Here is an 18,026-nt window from a genome sequence, read left to right on the forward strand (position 1 = left end):
AGTCAGCATGTCGATGATCATATAACTCTCCATCTCTTTCCATTGGGCAAATCTGCCCGCTACTTCAACGACACCAGGGAGCAGCTGCCGCGGCGGCATACTGCTCCGGATCGTTGAACTAACGTTCCTCGTTGGATATATAAACCACGTGTCGCAAAAAAACGGCTTGGCCATTGTATCTTTATTCTGAATCCGCAGTTTAAGATCTTTGCGGGAGATGCACAATGACGGACGTTCCTTGCCCAGTCACCGAATGAATACGAATGCCATAAGCCTCGCCGTAAGCCATCTGGATACGCGAAATCGTATTCTTGATTCCGACGGAGGCAGATTCCTTATACAGAATGGCTTCGATGCCCTCTTTGCTGATGCCAATTCCGTTATCACGAATTTCGAAAAACCTGCTCTCCTCCTCCGTCCAGCCGCGGATCGCAATGCGTCCGCCTTCTTCCAGCCCGCTGAAACCGTGCAAAATCGCATTCTCGACGAAAGGTTGAAACAACAGCCGCGGCAGCTTCTCCTTGTAAAGCGAAGGCTCGATGTCATACGTGACGCTGAATTTCCCTTCAAACCGGGCTGACATGATGTAGAAATAATTCCGCATCCATTCCAGCTCTTCGGACAAAGGAACGGCTCCCCAATCCTTGCGGGACGTATAATGCAGCATGCTCGACAGGCAGACTAGCATCTTGCTGAGTTCCTTCTGGTTGTTTTCGATTGCAGTCCAGTTCATGATATTGAGGGTGTTGTATAGAAAATGGGGATTCATCTGCATGTTCAGCGCCTGGATCTCCGCTTCTTTCTCCTTGAGCTTGATCTCGTAATTCTCCTTGACCAGCATCTGGATGCGGTCGTTCATCCGGTTGAACCGCTGCGACAGAAGCCCGAACTCATCGTTTCTTGCCACCTCGACCTTCGTTTGGAAATCACCCTCCCCCACGGAGCGCATCGCACTCATCAGTTTTTTGATGGGCACGGTGACATGGTTGAGGATGAAATACGCGAGCAGCAGCGCACCACCACCAAGCGCCAGCGCACTCACGAGTGTCGATGTGCGAATAACGGGCACCAGACTTCCGACGAGCGCGGATTGCGGTATCATGACGATCGACAGCCAGCCCGTCACCTCTGACCGGTCGAAGACGACGATCTGATTCGCTCCGCTTAGCTTCAGCCGCGTCGTCCCGGTGCCTTGCGTCCGGAACGAATGGATCCAGTCCTGCTTGTAAGACTGGGTAATTTGCGACTTGTCGCTTGATGCTACGACAACATCGTCCGGATTTAACACCATGTAGATCGAGCCTGCAGGAATACTCTTCTCGAAGAGCTCGTCTAGCACCGTAGATTTGTAGCTGATCGTCAACACTGGACGTTCTACATTCGTTCCGAGCTTCACCAGCGAGCTATCCTCCAGGTGTGAGAAATTCAGCAGCCGGGTGGCGGAGAACAAGTAGCGGTAGTCGAACGTTCCGTCCTTCAGCCAAGATTGATTGAACATTGTAGTGAAATCGTATGTCGGGTACCAGATCATTTTACCAGCCGCCTGCTCAGCCGCCTTATATATCTGCGATTTGGCGGGATCTCCTTGGGGCATCGACAGGCCGAAACTGTAATAGGAAGTCCAGAGCTGCGCGGCGTACACGTCTTCATTTTGCGAAAAGTATTTGCTCAGGATGGCCGTGATTTTGCGATCGGCGGCGACGAGCTCCTCGGCATCGGCCGGGTTGAGATTGTTGAAGATTTGGTACAAATCCTTGTCCACGAACAAGGCCCTGCTGTTCTGATCGGCAATTCCGAGCTTCGTATCGATCACGTCGTTGTTCTTTTTCACGACATCATAAACATTCTTTTGCGCTTGCTCCGTGACCACATTTAGGCTTGTGTTGTAGAAGATTGTGCTCAGCACGAGGAGCGGCAGCGCAATGAGAATCAAATAACTTTGCAGCAGTCTCGCTCTGAACGTCATGATGGTTCCTCGCTTCCGGCGGTCGCAGCAGGGATTCGCTTGTAGGCTTCCGGAGACAGCCCGAACTGCTTCTTGAACATACGCGTAAAATATTTCGTATCCCGATACCCGCATTGCTCCGCGATCTCGTAGATCTTGTGCTGCCCGGTGCCAAGGAGCTCCTTGGCGCGGCGCATGCGGGCTTCCGTGAGGTGGTCAGAGAATGAGCGTCCCGTCCGGCTCTTGATTAACGTGCTGAAATAGGAGGCGTTGAAATGAAACCGCTCCGCCGCCATTTCAAGCGTCAAATCATCGCGGAAATGCTCGGCGATCCAACCGAGGAATTCCTCGACGATCAGCTCGTGGCGATCCTGCTTACGCAGTGCCAACGACCGGTGCAGCTCGTTCAAACGCAGGAGCAGCAGCGCGACGAGCTCTTCGCTGCTGCTGCATACCGGAATTTGCGATACGACAGTCTCGGTAATCATATTTCCAACCTGCCGGTCGACGATGTCTTTGGTCCGGCTCTTGATCTTCATCAGCATCAGCGACGCGTAATTTTTTATGAGCTTCGGATCGGTATTGCCGCCGCAAGCCAGTTCGCGGAAGGCCGCGCGGCACATGGCTTCGGCAGCGTCGACCGTCGGGCCTTGGAGCGCTTCGAACAGTTCCTCGCCGTTCAAGTTGAAGGCTTCTGTCATCGTTGGGACAAGCTCTAAGCTGCTCGTCACCCCCTGCCATTCCTCATGGAATGTGTGCGCTAGCGCCATTTGTGCACGCTGATACAGCTCAGGAATACCCACACCGTCCCTCTCTTCCAGCGCCCTGCACCCAATGCCGTGCCGCAAGCTGCCCCACGTTTGGCCGGACGCTGAAATCGCTTGCAACCGGACACGAACCTCTGGGAGCAGCTTCGGCAGCTGCGCGGGCGTGCTCAACTTGATTGCTGTGACAAAACGGCTCCCTTGATTAGGTAAACTATGCAGCGGGAACACACAAGCTTCGCCGAACACCGCTCCCAGCTGGCACAAACGGTCTGTCAACGATTGCGACAGCAGCGCTGAGTCTCCGGCGCAGCTGCCCCCGGTGCCAATCTCAGTCAGAATCAAGATATTGACTTCCTGCAGCATCGCCCATTCATCTAATTTCTTGCCTTCATCCAACGTCAAATTGCCACTTAGCCATTGGTGAAGCAAGCGGCTCCGGTACGCGGGTGAGGTTAGACGCAGCCGCTGCTTGAGGTCTGCGGATTCCCCGCGTTCTCTAGCTTCTTCTGTGATTAGACCTTCCATTCTCTGTAGAAGCGCTTCCACCTTGTCGGCGTCAACCGGCTTTAGCAAATAATCGGTCGCGCCATGTCGGAGAGCTGTCTGAGCATAATCAAACAGATTAAAGGCGGAGACCATGACGACTTTCGTTCGAATGCCCTCCGCTTCCAACGCCTTCAACAATGCAAGCCCATCCAAATTAGGCATCTGAATATCGCTGAGAATAATGTCAGGCAGCTCAGAACGAATGCTCGCCAGGGCAACTTCTCCGTCTTTGGCAACCGAAACTTGCGCATGCGGACGCATCGCCTGAATCATCGCAGACATGCCTCGTAGATGCCGCGGTTCATCGTCCACGATGAGTATTTTCATATTGCGCTCCCCTTTCCTCTGTCAGTTCGACTTTTTCTACTATTATTACGTAATTGGAGCATTGGGCAGCATCTACAAATAGACAAGTTATTGCCGTCAATTGAACGACAATAACTTGTCTATACCTGCTTAGATCGGTCGGGCACTTACCCCTTCCAAGGTAATCTCTACCGGGCGAATACTGCCATCCTCCTCGAAGTGCATGCGGTCGATGCAGACGACCCGATGATTCGCCTCCTTCTCCGATAACGGCCTACGGTGATATACGATGTACCACTCATCCGTTCCAGGCACCTGGATCATCCCGTGATGCCCCGCCCCGGTGGCAACATCCGGATTCTGCTGCAGAATTTTCCCGACCCGGCTGAACGGGCCAAGCGGCGAGTCTGCAGCCGCATAAGCAACGGAATAATCCGGACCGCCCCAGCCGCCTTCCGCCCACATGAAATAGTAAACCCCATTTCGCTTGATCATGCACGGCCCCTCGACGAAATGTTCTGGCGTGATTTCCTTGAATGTCTCCCCATCCTCGAAAGTTCCGATACTTATCATATCTTCATTCAAACGTACGACATTACAATGACCCCAACCGCCGTAGTACAAATAAGCGCTTCCGTCATCATCAATAAACACATGCGGGTCGATCGGTTGAGCGCCGTGATGGAATTGATCAATCAGAGGCTTACCTATCGCATCCAGGAAAGGACCTTCCGGCCGGTCGGAAACAGCTACGCCAATGCCGCCAAGTTCCTCATTGCTCTGTATATCATTCGCAGCAAAGTAGTAATAATATTTGCCATTCCGCTCAATAGGCGATGGCGCCCATAAGGCTCGCCAGGCCCATGTGATATTTTTCATTTCCAATATGCGTTCTACCTTCGTCCATTCCACCAGATCCGCTGAATGAAAGGCATCGAAATAAGTTTGTTCATTGTACGGTGCCGAATAAGTCGGGTAGATCCAGTATTTCCCTTCGAAAATTCGTCCTTCCGGATCTGCATACCACCCTGGGAAAATCGGATTCCCTGAACGTTTATTCTTTAAGGTATTCATGTTGCAATCCTCCTGTTGTTGATTTATCGTAAGCACCGAGTCGGCCCCCCACATTCCTCCCTTATCCTTTCAACCCTGTAAGCGTAATTCCTTCTAGGAAATACCGCTGCCCGATCAAAAAAACAACAATGCATGGCAGTATAACGACAGTTGATGCCGCCATGAGCAAGTCCCACTGCGCCGTATAGCTGCCTTGAAACATTTGAAGGCCAAGCGCCAGGGTAAACCGGGTATCGCTTTTCAAGTAAATCAACGGTCCCATAAAGTCATTCCATGACCCTAGAAATGTAAACAATGCAACGACAATAACCGCGGAACGGCTGAGCGGCAAAATGACCCGCCAATAGATTTGAAAATAGTTCGCCCCGTCGACCAATGCCGCCTCATCGAAATCCTGTGGAATCGTCATGTAAAACTGGCGGAGCAGGAAAATGTTGAAAATGCCGCCGCCGAAATAAGCAGGCGCGATGAGCGGATAGAACGTATCGTAGAAGCCAAGCGTCTTCCAGCCGATAAAACTCGGAATCAGGGTAACCGCCGCCGGCAGCATCATCGTGGACATCAAAATGGCGAACACCGTTTCGCGCCCTTTCCAGCGGATGCGCGAGAAGCCGAAGGCTGCCACGGTGCTGGAAACGACGGTGCCAAGCAATACGCCGGCTACGATGATGACCGTATTTTTGAAAAAGGCGCCAAACGGAACGACCGTCAGGGCGTTAATGAAATTTTCGAAATGAAACGGCTTCGGAATCCACTGCGGCGGCATAATGAATATTTGGGATAAATCCATCAATGAACTTCGCAGCAGCCAAAGGAAGGGTACAATAAACAGGACGGAAACGATAATAAGGGCCGCAAACCCTGCAGTAAGCTTTAGTCTGGACTCTCTCATGCGCGGTCCCCCTCATAATGCACCCAGGATTTCGAGGTTTTGAAGATTATAAATGAAAAGATCATAATAATGACGAAGAGAACCCACGCCAGTGCTGAAGCGTAGCCCATCTCCGAATCGCGGAATGCGGTACGCCACAGATAGAACACGAAGAACAAGCTTTTGTTATTCGGTCCCCCCTGCGTCAAGATATAAGCTTCACTGAATACTTGGAAGGAGCCGATAATCGTCATGATCGTGTTAAAGAATATGGTAGGTGTCATCATTGGAACCGTGATGTGCCTCAGTTTCTGATACCAGCCTCCGCCATCTACGTCAATTGCTTCGTAATAGGAAGTCGGAATGCCCGATAATCCTGCCAGAAAGATGATAACGGTTCCGCCAATGCCCCATAGGGTCGTAAGCACAATGGAGGGAATGACACTGCTTTCGCTGAACAACCAGTCACTGGTCGGGAGATACAGCCATTCGAGCATCGTATTGATTAAGCCAAGATCCGGATTCATCAGCCACAGCCAAATCATGGAAGAGGCAACCGCCGGCACGATGCTCGGCAAGTAGATGATCGTCCGGAAAACAGATCGGCCTTTTACGTTCAGGTTCAATAGAATCGCCAAGAAAAAAGATAAAATGATCACCGTCGGCACACGAAGCACCACGAAATAAAACGTTGTTGCCAGCGACTGATAGAACAGTTCATCTTCCCCTGAAAATAGTTTTAAGTAATTGTCTAAACCAATGAAAGTCGTCATATCCTTGAATACGCTGTAGTCCGTTAAACTAAGATAGAAGCTCGCAATCATCGGTCCCAGCGTAAAAATAAGAAAGCCCAATATTGCCGGCGATGTGAATAGCAGGCCGTAGATCAGCGCTTTCCGCCCCCGCTTCGTGCTGCTGTACCTAGCCGCGACAGAAGCATTCTGCCTGTCTAATGCCGAAATCTTCATGCAGTGTTCCTCCTATCTATGGCAGAGGACAACGCTCTTTGGAAGCAAGAGCCGTTGTCCTCTCTGATTATCTGTTATATCTAATCTGCATTACTTGACGTCGCGCCGCCCCTGTACATTCGCTTGCGCTTTCTCGGCAACCGCGTCCAGCGCCTCCTTGGCCGATTGCTTGCCAAGCCAAACTTTATCCAAGGCCGGATTGATCTCATCCATGATTTTGCTGAAGTTCTTCACATATGCCGTCGGTGTTGCATGGCTGTGATTCAACAGCATATCAATAACAGCCCCTTTGTAACCGGAAGGACGAGAAGGCAGATTGTGCGTCCATCTCGCCAGCTTCTCTTGATCCGTATACCAGTCTTTGTGTGCAGGCATCAATGTTCCGGCTGTCAGCAGGTCCAATGAAGCTTCCGGATCAAGCAGCGCCTTGAGCAGCTCCCATGATTCCTGCGGATGCTTGGTCGATTTGAAAATCGAAAACATCGCGCAGACAACGGTTGTAACCGGATCTTTCATAACCGGCAGCACACCTACGTTAAAGTTGAACTTGGACTGTGCGAGCGCTGTGCTCGCCCACTGTCCGTCTATCGCCATCGCTACTTTTTTGGTCTGAAGCGCTACGTTCGTGCCGGGAATATTTTTTGCCTGCAGCGGGGACGGTGCAACATGATGCACATTGATCAGATCGGCCAGCTTTTGGATAGCCTCTGCAGCTGCCGGTTCATTGATCGCGAGCGTCTTGCCGTCCGCTGACAGAAAGTCTCCGCCGTTCGAGTAAATGAAGTTGCTGTAAGCCCCCCACCAGGTCGGAAGGTTGATGCCAAATTGCCGAATGTTTTTCGGATCGAACCCTTCCTCCGTCGCATTCCGTCCTTTGTTGTCAATCGTCAGCCGCTTGGCGACATCGACAAATTGTTCCCAAGTCCAAGCCTTGGAAGCTTCCGAAGTCGGCGGTTCAATACCCGCTTCCTTGAATACATCTTCGTTGTAGAAGAGACTGAATGTTTCCGGTCCCGACGCAATCCCGATCACATTGCCAGGTTCCAGAGAATATGTGATATTGGGCACCAGTGCGTCCCTGTTAATTTCCTTATCATTCGCGAGAAAATCTTGCAAATTCAGAAACTTTCCCTGTTCTGCGAGAGGAAAAGCTATGGTACCCGATTCCATCATCGCCACGTCAGGCACATCATTGCCGGCTACCATCGTCGTCAGCTTCGTATCGTAATCCGCTGAAATCGCCTGGAAATCCACTTTAATATTCGGGTGCCCTTTCTCGAACTTGGCGATAGCAACCTTATATGCCGCCAAATCATCCGGAGATCCCCAACCGGTAAACCGAAGGGTAATAGGCTCGCCGCCTTTGCTGCTTGTATCACCGCTTTTATCCGGACTGCTTGCAGTGCCTGTTGAGCTTGTCGTATTTGAACTGTCGCTATCGGGTTTCGTACAGCCAGATAACACGAGTACAATCGTCAAAATCAAAACCAAACTTACGGGAATAAGTTTCCAGCGAATGAATGGCATCATTTCGAGCCCCTCTCTATTCTTTCTCACTTTGCATAGCTGCAGCCTATGACTTCTTTATTGTAAAAGATAGGGAACGCTTACGGAACCCGATTTTTTCTAGAAAGGTGGACTTTCATTGTGTCTTTTCAAAACAAAAAACTATCCTCTGAGGATAGTTTTTCACTGGCATCAGTTCACTTACTCTTTATTGGATTCTCTCAGCATTTTTCGGGCAACCCCGGTACGGTAAGCCGCTTCAATCACCGCTTCTCGCACCTTTTCCACTACTTTCAGATTGAACACGCTCGGAATGATATACGTTTCGTTTAATTCTTCATCGGTTACGACGGAGGCGATCGCCTGCGCAGCCGCAAGCTTCATCGCTTCGTTGATTTCGCTCGCCCGGCAGTCCAACGCGCCGCGGAAAATGCCCGGGAAGCAAAGCACGTTGTTGATCTGATTGGGCTTGTCGGACCTTCCCGTTGCCATGACTCTAACGTACGGCTTGGCCAGCTCCGGATCGATCTCCGGAATCGGGTTCGCCATCGCAAAGACGATCGGGTCTTTCGCCATGGACCGGACGTCCTCCACCTTCAATATATTCGGAGCCGACACGCCGATAAAAACATCCGCATTCCTGATCACTTCGGACAAGCTACCGGTTTCCAGATTCGGATTCGTCATCCGGGCAAATTCCGTCCAATGAGGATTATTGTTGTAATGCGCTTCCCGATGAATGGCGCCATCACGGTCCACGCCGATCAAATTGCGTACGCCGGCGGCCAGCAGCATCTTGGAGCAAGCAATGCCCGCAGCGCCGATCCCGTTCACAACAACCTTAATATCGGACATTTGTTTGCCTGTCATTTTGAGCGCATTCAACAAACCGGCCAGTAGGACGACAGCCGTTCCGTGTTGATCGTCGTGAAACACCGGAATATCGAGCTCCCGCTTCAAGCGCTCCTCGATTTCGAAGCAGCGAGGCGACGAAATGTCTTCCAGATTGATGCCTCCGAAGGCCGGGGCCATGGCCTTTACCATGCGGACGATTTCGTCCGGGTCCTTCGTGTCCAGGCATATCGGAAAAGCATCCACGCCTGCGAATTCCTTGAACAGCATGGCTTTGCCTTCCATTACCGGCATCGCCGCGAGCGGTCCGATGTCGCCAAGTCCGAGCACGGCCGTTCCGTCGGATACAACGGCGATCGTATTCCGCTTGATCGTCAGCGAATAGGCTTTGCTCGGCTGCTCCGCAATCGCCGTACACACTTTGGCGACCCCCGGGGTGTAGACCCGTGACAAATCGTCGCGGTTTTTCACCGGAATTTTGGAGGCGATCTCGATTTTCCCGCCCAAGTGCACAAGGAACGTACGGTCGGAGACGTTAATCACTTTCACGCCTTTTAGCTTTTGAAGCGATTCGCCGATCTGCTCGTTGTGCGTCTGGTCGGATACATTCACGGTAATATCGCGGACGGTGCTTGAACGGCCTGACGAGATGACGTCGATCCCTACGATGTCCCCGCTTGTCCTTTCGATCACAGCGGCGATATCGCCGAGCGAGATTTGTTCTTTATCGATTTGAAGACGATAGATCATGTAAGTGCTGGCTGACATGTTTTTACACAACTCCTTTAATTAGGTGAAACGGTTGCTGCATCTGCTCTTTAGTTCTTGTCCAATAGCTCCGCCCCCGCAATTCCGGGGTTCGTCATTTCGTAAGGATCGAGAATGAGCTCAAGCTCCTTTTCCGTTAAAACGTTGTAAAGCAGGCACAGCTCGCGTACCGAACGCCCCGTCAAAATCGCTTCGCGCGCAATTCTCGCTACGACTTCATAACCCAGATGCGGGTTGAGCGCAGTGATAACCCCGACGCTTTTCTCCACATACTCTCTGCAGCGCTCAACGTTCGCTTCGATTTCTTCCAGGCAATGGATGCGGAACACTTTAAACACTTGATTCATCATGCTAAGCGATTGCAGCAAATTGAACACGAGCACGGGCTCCATCACGTTAAGCTCTAACTGCCCGGCTTCGGAAGCGAGACATATCGTATGGTCGTTGCCGATGACCTGGAACGCTACCTGATTGACGACCTCCGCCATGACCGGATTCACCTTGCCCGGCATGATCGACGAACCGGGCTGGCGCGCAGGCAGGTTCAGCTCTCCGAGTCCCGTACGCGGGCCGGAGGCGAGCAGACGCAAGTCGTTCGAGATCTTGGACATGTTGATCATGCAAACCTTCAGCGCCGCGGACACCTCGGTATAAGCGTCCGTATTTTGCGTAGCGTCCACCAGGTGATCCGCATTGATTAGCGGCAGTCCCGTGAGCTCGGCAAGCAGCTCCACGACACGCTTAATGTAGCGGGGATCGGCATTCAGACCGGTTCCGACGGCCGTTGCGCCCATATTGACTTCGTATAAATGCCCGCGGGTTTGCTTGATCCTCTTGATATCGCGCTCCAGCACGCGGCTGTAAGCTTCGAATTCCTGACCGAGGCGGATCGGTACGCCATCCTGCAGATGCGTCCGGCCCATCTTGATAATCCCGTCGAACTGTACCGCTTTTTTGCGGAACGCGGCAAGCAGCTCCTCCATCGTCACGATCAGCTTTTCAATTAAAGAAAGCGTCGAGATATGAATCGCCGTCGGAAACGCGTCGTTGGTCGATTGAGCCATATTCACATGGGAGTTGGGACTGACTTGGAAATAATCGCCCTTCGTTCCTCCAAGAATCTCGATCGCCCGGTTGGCGATCACCTCGTTGGCATTCATATTGATGGAGGTTCCGGCTCCGCCTTGGACCGGATCGACGATAAACTGATCGTGCCATTTGCCGTCCATGATCTCCTGGGCCGCTTGCACGATGGCATTCCCGATCTGCGGATTCAGCTGTCTGATCTCCATGTTCGCCGTAGCGGCTACATGTTTGACCGTTGCCATCGCACGAATCAGTTCTTCATGAATGCGGTATCCGGTTATCGGAAAATTTTCAACGGCGCGCAGCGTTTGAATGCCGTAATAAGCGCCGGCCGGTACTTCCTTGGAGCCGAGAAAATCTTTTTCCACCCTGAGCTGTGCTGTTGTCATCGTCGTTTCCCCCTGTTTTTCGACTTATGCAGCTTGCTTGACGGACTTTAAATATAACTCGCCTTTCTTCCGGTCGTACTGTCCTTCCCATTTCGCCATGACAACCGCAGCTATGGAATTGCCGATGACGTTGACCACGGTCCGGGCCATATCCAGAATTCGGTCAATCCCGGCGATAAAAGCAAGACCTTCCAGCGGAATCCCGACCGATCCGAGCGTAGCGAGCAGTACGACGAACGATGCGCCCGGCACACCGGCAATTCCCTTCGAGGTAAGCATCAAGACCAGCACCAGCATTAATTGGGAGCTGAGCGGCATATGGATGCCGTACATTTGCGCGATAAATAAAGCGGTTATGGATTGATACAGCGTAGAGCCGTCCAGATTAAAGGAGTACCCCGTCGGTACGACGAAGGAGGTGATCGCCTTCGGAACGCCGAAGTGCTCCATCTTCTCCATCATCTTGGGAAGAGCCGTTTCCGAGCTTGCCGTCGAGAAAGCAAGGATGAGCTCGTCTTTTAAAATGCGAACGATTGCCATAAGGCTGGTGCCGCACAGCTTGGCGATCAAGCCGAGGATGATGGCCACGAACAGGAACATGCCCACGTATACGGCCAGCACTAACTTCCCGAGCGGAAGCAGGGAACCGACCCCGAACTTCGATACCGTCATCCCGATCAATCCGAATACGCCGATCGGCGCAAACTTCATGATTTGGTTCGTTACCCAGAACATCGACTCGGAAACGCCTTGGAAAAAAGCCAGCACCGGCTTCCCTTTTTCGCCGATGGCGGCAATGCCCAAGCCGAAAAATACCGAGAAGAAAATGATGGCCAGCATATCGCCTGCCGCGAACGACTCGAAAATGTTTTTCGGGACAATATTGACGAAGGTATCGATGAAGCTGTGACTGGTCACCTTCTCGGTCGTTTCAACATATTTCGAAATATCCGACTTGGCTAGTCCGGCCATATTGACACCGGCACCGGGTTGGAATACATTGGCTATGAGCAGCCCGAAAATAATGGCGACCGTCGTCACAATTTCAAAATAAAGAATCGTTTTGCCGCCGAGCTTCCCAAGCTTTTTAATATCCCCAACACCCGCAATGCCGACGATCAGAGAGGAAACGACAATCGGAACGACGATCATTTTGATCAGACGAATGAAAATATCTCCCGCCGGCTTCAAGAAGCTTTCGATAGCCGGGTTTCCATAAAAAACAGCCCCTACCGCCACGCCCAATACAAGGCCAATCAGGATTTGAAAAGCCAAACCAAATTTTTTCACTGCAGACTCCCCTTTTCCCTTTATTGTAAAGCGCTTTCTTTTCATGAAAACTTGCTGCCTTGGATGAGTTTATTGTATGGGGATTCTATAAAAATCTATATAAATCTACTTTTTGGTCTTTATTTTTTTTAGAATCAGCCAAGGAAGGAATACTATGAACGATGTCGAAAGACTTTACGTCGATTTGGAAAGGAGGCCGTGCGCCGCGTTGAAAGAAAAATGGTTGACTTTCATACTGATGATCGTTACGGTACCTATTGCGGGCGAATTGAATTTTTACCCGTTTCAAAACGATTTTCGGGTAAGTCTGGGAACCCCCGCCTTCTTTCTGTTCCTGTTATGGCTTCGGTCCGTCTCTCCGCTTGTCTCGGGATTGCTGGTCGGCGCCGCGGTTACGATCTTCCGCATGGGACTAGAGACGACGCTCGGGCCGCTCCGGGACTGGGAAGCGGCTTTTCAGCATCACTATCCGGTATTTTTTTATTACTTGACCTATGCGATCGTCTTCGCGGCGGTTCGATTGAACCGGCATCATCATCGGCCGCTTCTGCTCGGCGTATTGGGCGTGACGATAGAAATCGCCGCGAATTCGGTGGAGCTGCTGCTGCGCAGCCCGGCGGCAGCGCCGCTGACTGCTTTAGCCACTTGGAAGCAAATTGCGCTTATCGCTTTTTTTCGGAGCTTTTTTGTGCTCGGTTTTTTCAATCTGGTAAAGCTGAGACAATCCAAAGCTGCCGAAGAACAGCAGCGCAAAGAAAAAGAGAAGATGCTCGTGCTGATTTCCGAGCTTTATGAGGAAACGATCCAATTGAATAAAACGCTGTACAATGCGGAAAATATTGCCCAGGACAGCTACCGGCTTTATCAATCCTTAAAGGACAGCCAGCATCTGCTTCGGGAAGATCTCGCTCAGCAGGCACTCCGGATCGCCGGGCAGGTCCACGAGATTAAAAAGGACAACCAACGGATTTATGCAGGACTATCCGGCTTGATCTCGCATGATAGCGAATATTTGCCGCTGGATGAACTGGCGGGAATCGTTCTGCGCTCCAATCGAAAGTATGCCCGTTCGCTCGGCAAGAAGATCGGGCTCGACTTGCACATGGATGGTGTCTTTCCCCCGTGTCATGTCTACGCAACCTTGTCAATTCTCAATAACTTGGTCGTCAACGCCGTTGAGGCGATAAAAGAAACAGGCAGTATCCGAATTGTAGTTAAGCGGGATCACAATACCGTCATTTTCAGCGTAGCCGACAATGGGCCGGGCATTGCCTCCAAGCACTTGGAGAAAATATTCTTTCCCGGCTTTACTACGAAATACGATAAATCCGGCAATGCTTCCACAGGTATCGGCTTGGCTTACGTCAAGCAAGAGGTCGAGAGAATGCTCGGCACCGTACAAGCCGGCACCGCCGGCGGAGGGACAGGCGCTGTCTTCACCATAACGCTCCCTCTCGATCAAATAGCAAAGAAGGTGGAATAGCGAGATGCGATTTTATATTGTCGATGACGACCCGGAAGTCCGCTCCATGCTGGAGCAAATTATTGAGGATGAGGATTTGGGAACGATTGCGGGGGAAGCCGAAGACGGTGCGCAAATCGATATCGCTTTACTTGCCATGAAGCAAGTCGATATCGTGCTGATCGATTTGCTAATGCCTGTTCGTGACGGCATCGAGACCGTACGCGAGCTGTCCGGAGGCTTCGACGGGAAGATCGTCATGATTTCCCAAGTGGAGTCAAAGGAGCTGATAGGCAAAGCATATTCGCTCGGAGTTGAGTATTACATTACAAAGCCTATCAACCGATTGGAAGTGATTTCCGTTCTTCGTAAGGTGACGGAACGGCTGCGGCTGCAGCACTCCATTAAAGATATCCAGAAAACGCTGAATGCCATCGGCTTAAGCGGCGCGGCACCGGCTAAAGAGCCTTCCGCAGGCGAAAAGAGCATTGTGTCCTGCGGAAACTACGTGCTGTCGGACCTCGGGCTGATCGGTGAAGCCGGTGTCAAAGACTTGCTGGAAATACTCGATTATTTATACCGGTACGAGAGCAGCAACCCATTAGAGCAGGGCTTCCCACAGCTGCTGGAAATCTATCAGCAAATCGCCCGGAAAAAGTTAGGTCCCTCGGCTACCGCAGCCGGCATAAAAAAAGAGATCAAAGCGGCCGAACAACGGGTTCGGCGGTCGGTAAACCAATCGCTGACCCATCTGGCCTCCCTTGGCTTGATCGATTATTCGAATCCGAAGTTCGAGCAGTACGCTACCAAGTTTTTCGACCTAAGCGATATACGAATCAAAATGAGGGAGCTGGAAAGCGAGCAAGCTTCCTCTCCCGGCTTGATCCGCCATAATATAAAAAAGTTTATTCAGGTGCTATATCTGGAGTCGAAAAAGCTCATGGAATAGCTGCGAGGGCGGCATCGTTACCTGTGCTGCAGCTCCCCCTTTTTCGCTCCTTTGGTTCCAAATTCCTGGGTTTTCACATTTCGCACGCTCAGAGCCGCTTACTTCCGTTAAAACTTCGCAACCTGCATCCCCTTCTTCCGCACCCATTGCTTCCTGAAATTAAAAAACCGTCCGAATATGAACGGTGCTTCCAAACTCCAGCTGTTAGATAATGTCTAAATAATCGGGGTACAGCTCAATATCGGCCGGTTCTGTCTGATCCTCAGATAGCTGCCTTCGGACCGGTATGCAGCTTCCCGCTTAAGTGCCGCAGCATATCATCCGTCATCCGGTCCAGATCATACTGCGGATGAAATCCCCACTCCTGCTTCGCCGCCGATGCATCGATCGAATCCGGCCACCCGTCCGCGATGCTCTGGCGAACCGGATCGACGTTATACGCCAGCTCGAAATGCGGCATCCGCCGCCGGATACTGGCCGCTATCCGTTCCGGGTCCACGCTCATCGCCGTTACGTTGAAGGCGTTGCGGTGCTGCAGGCGGGAGGCATCCGCCTCCATCAGGTCGATAACCGCCTGAATCGCGTCCGGCATATACATCATATCGAGAAAGGTTCCTTCTCGGATATAGGACGTATACTTGCCGCAGCGGACGGCCTGCACGTACATATCTACGGCATAATCAGTCGTGCCCCCGCCCGGAGGAGCCAAGTGCGAGATCAATCCGGGAAACCGCAGCCCTCTCGTATCCAAGCCGAATTTATAAAAATAATAATCGCACAGCAGCTCCCCGGAAACCTTGTTAACGCCGTACATGGTCGTCGGGCGCTGTAAAGTGTCCTGCGGCGTGCCGGTTTTGGGCGTGCCTACCCCGAACGCCCCGATCGAGCTGGGGGTAAAAAATTGGCAAGCCTGCTCGCGCGCCACCTCCAGCGCATTCACCAGTCCGCCCATGTTAAGCTGCCAGGCGAATAACGGCCGAGCCTCGGCAGTGGCCGAGAGCAGCGCTGCGAGATGGATGATCGTGTCCGCCCTATGCTCCTTCGCAAGCTTCAAAAAGGCTTCGCCGTCCGACACATCCAGCTTCCGGTACGGGCCCGTCCTCCCATGCACGCCGCCCTCCTCCCGGATGTCGGTGGCCAGCACCTCTTCCCCGCCGTACAACTGACGCAGCCGCGTCACAAGCTCGGACCCGATCTGCCCGAGGGCGCCCGTTACTAATATCCGTTTCATCGCTGCCCCTCCTATCGTATCAGATTCAACTTGCGGCCTACGCTCGCATAAGCGTTCAACGCCTGGTCCAGCATGGTCCGGGTATGCGCCGCCGTAGGCATATTCCGGATACGGCCCGTTCCCTTCGGCACCGTCGGAAATACGATTGCCTTCGCATACACGCCTTCCTCATAAAGCATGGAGCTGAACCGCTGGGTCGTCGCTTCGTCCCCGATGAAGCATGGCGTGATGGGCGTCTGCGTAGGGCCAATTGTATAACCTAGCGACTTCAGTCCCTCCTGCAAATACGCCGCGTTGCTCCATAACTTCTCCTGAAGCTCCGCGCTGCTCTGAATAATGTCGATCGCCGCCAGACAAGCACCGATCACGCCGGCCGGCAACGAAGTCGAGAACAGAAACGGCCGCCCGCGCAGCTTCAGCCACTCGATCAGAGCGCGGGAGCCTGCCACATAACCGCCGGCGGCGCCAACCGCCTTGGACAACGTCCCGATCTGGAAATCAATCCGGTCGGCCAGTCCAAAATGCTTGACCGTCCCCGCACCGCCTCCAAGCACGCCCGAGCCGTGGGCATCGTCTACATAGGTGATAAGGTCAAACGACTCCGCAATTTCTACAATGTCCGGCAGCTTGGCAATGTCGCCGTCCATGGAAAACACTCCGTCGGTAATGACCATGATTTTGCCGTATGTGCCGGCTTCTCTGGCTTCCTTCGCTTTCGCCCGCAAGTCGTCCATATCGGAATGGTTATACCGGATTACCTTTGAGCGCGCCAGCCGGCAGCCGTCGATGATCGAAGCGTGGTTCAGCTCATCCGACAAAATGGCGTCGCCAGGCCCCATAACGGCGGAGATGGCGGCCATATTGCAATTGAAGCCGGACTGGAAGACGACCGCCGCCTCCGTTTGTTTAAACGCAGCCAGCTTCTCCTCCAGTTGGGCATGAACCGACAAGGTCCCGTTGATCGTACGGACCGCGCCGCTGCCTGCACCGAACCGCTTCGTCGCTGCGTTGGCGGCTTCAATCAGCCGGTTATCCGTAGCTAATCCCAAGTAATTATTGGATGACAAATTGATCAGCTCGCTCCCCTTCAGACGAATAGTCGGCCCGTTCGGGCCTTCCAGCGGCTCAATCGTATTGTGTAGCCCTTGTTCCTTCAGCTTCGCGATACTCTCATTTAAAAAAGTGGCCAGTGATTGACTTGGCATATGCATACCACCTCAGTTTATATTATAACGTACAAAAATACACGAAAGCGTATATATACTATATAATACATACGTACGTTATAATGTAAATAGTTATTTGTCATTTATCAGCTAAGAAATTATGTTATGGTATATAAAACTGAATTTTTAGGAGGCACTGGGAGGTACGCGATGGATTCAGAACAAATTCACAAAAAAATCGGCCGCAATTTGCAAGCGATCCGCAAATCAAGAAATCTTAGCCTGGATCAAGCTTCCGAAATAACAGGGGTCAGCAAGGCCATGATCGGGCAAATCGAACGCGGGGAATCGAACCCTACCATTACGATCATCTGGAAGATTGTCAACGGCCTTCACATTTCCTTCACTTCCCTTATCCAGGAAGATGAGCCGCAGGTCCGGGTCGTACGGCTGAAGGACTTGTCCCCTTTCGAAGAGGACAACGGCTTGTACCGCACATTTCCCGTCTTTCCATTTGATCAGCAAAAGAAGTTTGAAATTTATTACGTGGAGATGGACCCCGGCTGCGTCCAGCACTCGGAAGCACATAACGAGGGGGTCGAGGAATATATTATGCTCACGGAAGGGGAGCTTTCGGTATCCGTCCGGCAAGAGAACCATCTGCTGAAGCCAGGGGACGCCATTCATTTCATCGCCGATCAGCCCCACAGCTACGAGAACGTATCCGGGGGCAAAACCGCTTATCAAGTGGTGATTTATTATCCTTCTTAAAGTAAGAAAAACCTAGCCTGCGGCTAGGTCCTTGTCTGAACCCATACTTTCGAGCATGGGGAGGGAATTGGATATGGGC

Annotated in this window: 14 protein-coding genes; 3 read left to right on the top strand and 11 right to left on the bottom strand. The window is 52.1% G+C overall.

Translation table 11 applies throughout. The annotated features are described in order from the left end of the window. Positions 1-199: 199 nt before the first annotated feature. The 9 genes from BLR08_RS14925 to BLR08_RS14965 form a co-directional block, all read right to left on the bottom strand. Entirely contained in the window at positions 200-1,966 is a 1,767-nt protein-coding gene (locus BLR08_RS14925; RefSeq protein WP_072330393.1) for a sensor histidine kinase, read from the bottom strand. Continuing rightward, positions 1,963-3,585, bottom strand: coding sequence for a response regulator transcription factor (locus BLR08_RS14930; RefSeq protein WP_072330391.1), 1,623 nt, complete (start codon positions 3,583-3,585; stop codon positions 1,963-1,965). The genes BLR08_RS14925 and BLR08_RS14930 overlap by 4 nt, the downstream gene beginning before the upstream one ends. 129 nt (positions 3,586-3,714) lie before the next feature. Then, positions 3,715-4,638 carry a glycoside hydrolase family 43 protein gene (locus BLR08_RS14935; RefSeq protein WP_072330389.1) on the bottom strand — a complete coding sequence of 308 codons (924 nt, stop codon included), beginning with the start codon at positions 4,636-4,638 and terminating at the stop codon, positions 3,715-3,717. A gap of 61 nt (positions 4,639-4,699) precedes the next feature. Continuing rightward, a complete protein-coding gene (locus BLR08_RS14940) occupies positions 4,700-5,530 on the bottom strand; it encodes a carbohydrate ABC transporter permease (RefSeq protein ID WP_072330387.1) in 831 nt (276 codons plus the stop codon). Continuing rightward, positions 5,527-6,333, bottom strand: a complete 807-nt coding sequence (locus BLR08_RS14945; protein ID WP_371117334.1) for a carbohydrate ABC transporter permease — start codon at positions 6,331-6,333, stop codon at positions 5,527-5,529. Before BLR08_RS14945 ends, BLR08_RS14940 begins: the two co-directional genes overlap by 4 nt. 234 nt (positions 6,334-6,567) lie before the next feature. Continuing rightward, positions 6,568-8,007, bottom strand: a complete 1,440-nt coding sequence (locus BLR08_RS14950; protein WP_256257606.1) for an ABC transporter substrate-binding protein — start codon at positions 8,005-8,007, stop codon at positions 6,568-6,570. A 177-nt stretch (positions 8,008-8,184) separates the two neighbouring features. Beyond that, positions 8,185-9,603: an NAD-dependent malic enzyme gene (locus tag BLR08_RS14955; RefSeq protein WP_072330384.1), complete on the bottom strand. Its 1,419-nt coding sequence runs from the start codon at positions 9,601-9,603 to the stop codon at positions 8,185-8,187. A 50-nt stretch (positions 9,604-9,653) separates the two neighbouring features. Further along, complete coding sequence (gene aspA / locus BLR08_RS14960) at positions 9,654-11,078, bottom strand: aspartate ammonia-lyase (protein WP_072330382.1); 1,425 nt, start codon at positions 11,076-11,078, stop codon at positions 9,654-9,656. Between the two features lie 24 nt (positions 11,079-11,102). After that, positions 11,103-12,368: a cation:dicarboxylate symporter family transporter gene (locus BLR08_RS14965; protein ID WP_072330380.1), complete on the bottom strand. Its 1,266-nt coding sequence runs from the start codon at positions 12,366-12,368 to the stop codon at positions 11,103-11,105. Between the two features lie 208 nt (positions 12,369-12,576). On the opposite strand from BLR08_RS14965, the gene BLR08_RS14970 reads away from it, so the two are divergent. Both BLR08_RS14970 and BLR08_RS14975 read left to right on the top strand, forming a co-directional pair. Beyond that, positions 12,577-13,851 carry a sensor histidine kinase gene (locus tag BLR08_RS14970; RefSeq protein WP_256328365.1) on the top strand — a complete coding sequence of 425 codons (1,275 nt, stop codon included), beginning with the start codon at positions 12,577-12,579 and terminating at the stop codon, positions 13,849-13,851. A gap of 4 nt (positions 13,852-13,855) precedes the next feature. Further along, positions 13,856-14,779, top strand: a complete 924-nt coding sequence (locus tag BLR08_RS14975) for a DNA-binding domain-containing protein (RefSeq protein ID WP_090586187.1) — start codon at positions 13,856-13,858, stop codon at positions 14,777-14,779. 262 nt (positions 14,780-15,041) lie between these two features. Here the strand turns inward: BLR08_RS14975 and BLR08_RS14980 are convergent, their stop codons facing one another. Both BLR08_RS14980 and BLR08_RS14985 read right to left on the bottom strand, forming a co-directional pair. Continuing rightward, positions 15,042-16,010 (bottom strand): NAD-dependent epimerase/dehydratase family protein, encoded by a 969-nt coding sequence (locus BLR08_RS14980; protein ID WP_072330376.1) that lies wholly within the window; start codon positions 16,008-16,010, stop codon positions 15,042-15,044. 11 nt (positions 16,011-16,021) lie between these two features. Beyond that, entirely contained in the window at positions 16,022-17,215 is a 1,194-nt protein-coding gene (locus BLR08_RS14985; protein WP_072330374.1) for a glycine C-acetyltransferase, read from the bottom strand. Between the two features lie 171 nt (positions 17,216-17,386). Between BLR08_RS14985 and BLR08_RS14990 the strand changes: the two genes are divergently transcribed. Next, complete coding sequence (locus BLR08_RS14990) at positions 17,387-17,947, top strand: helix-turn-helix domain-containing protein (RefSeq protein ID WP_072330372.1); 561 nt, start codon at positions 17,387-17,389, stop codon at positions 17,945-17,947. Positions 17,948-18,026 lie beyond the last annotated feature (79 nt).

It is taken from the genome of Paenibacillus sp. cl123 (genome assembly GCF_900101595.1).
GTDB lineage: Bacteria > Bacillota > Bacilli > Paenibacillales > NBRC-103111 > Paenibacillus_G.

Bases quoted from the DNA above. Each gene is read 5' to 3' on its own strand.
- BLR08_RS14925 (WP_072330393.1), bottom strand. From the start codon at position 1,966: ATGACGTTCAGAGCGAGACTGCTGCAAAGTTATTTGATTCTCATTGCG.
- BLR08_RS14930 (WP_072330391.1), bottom strand. From the start codon at position 3,585: ATGAAAATACTCATCGTGGACGATGAACCGCGGCATCTACGAGGCATG.
- BLR08_RS14935 (WP_072330389.1), bottom strand. From the start codon at position 4,638: ATGAATACCTTAAAGAATAAACGTTCAGGGAATCCGATTTTCCCAGGG.
- BLR08_RS14940 (WP_072330387.1), bottom strand. From the start codon at position 5,530: ATGAGAGAGTCCAGACTAAAGCTTACTGCAGGGTTTGCGGCCCTTATT.
- BLR08_RS14945 (WP_371117334.1), bottom strand. From the start codon at position 6,333: ATGATTGCGAGCTTCTATCTTAGTTTAACGGACTACAGCGTATTCAAG.
- BLR08_RS14950 (WP_256257606.1), bottom strand. From the start codon at position 8,007: ATGATGCCATTCATTCGCTGGAAACTTATTCCCGTAAGTTTGGTTTTG.
- BLR08_RS14955 (WP_072330384.1), bottom strand. From the start codon at position 9,603: ATGTCAGCCAGCACTTACATGATCTATCGTCTTCAAATCGATAAAGAA.
- aspA (WP_072330382.1), bottom strand. From the start codon at position 11,078: ATGACAACAGCACAGCTCAGGGTGGAAAAAGATTTTCTCGGCTCCAAG.
- BLR08_RS14975 (WP_090586187.1), top strand. From the start codon at position 13,856: ATGCGATTTTATATTGTCGATGACGACCCGGAAGTCCGCTCCATGCTG.
- BLR08_RS14980 (WP_072330376.1), bottom strand. From the start codon at position 16,010: ATGAAACGGATATTAGTAACGGGCGCCCTCGGGCAGATCGGGTCCGAG.
- BLR08_RS14985 (WP_072330374.1), bottom strand. From the start codon at position 17,215: ATGCCAAGTCAATCACTGGCCACTTTTTTAAATGAGAGTATCGCGAAG.
- BLR08_RS14990 (WP_072330372.1), top strand. From the start codon at position 17,387: ATGGATTCAGAACAAATTCACAAAAAAATCGGCCGCAATTTGCAAGCG.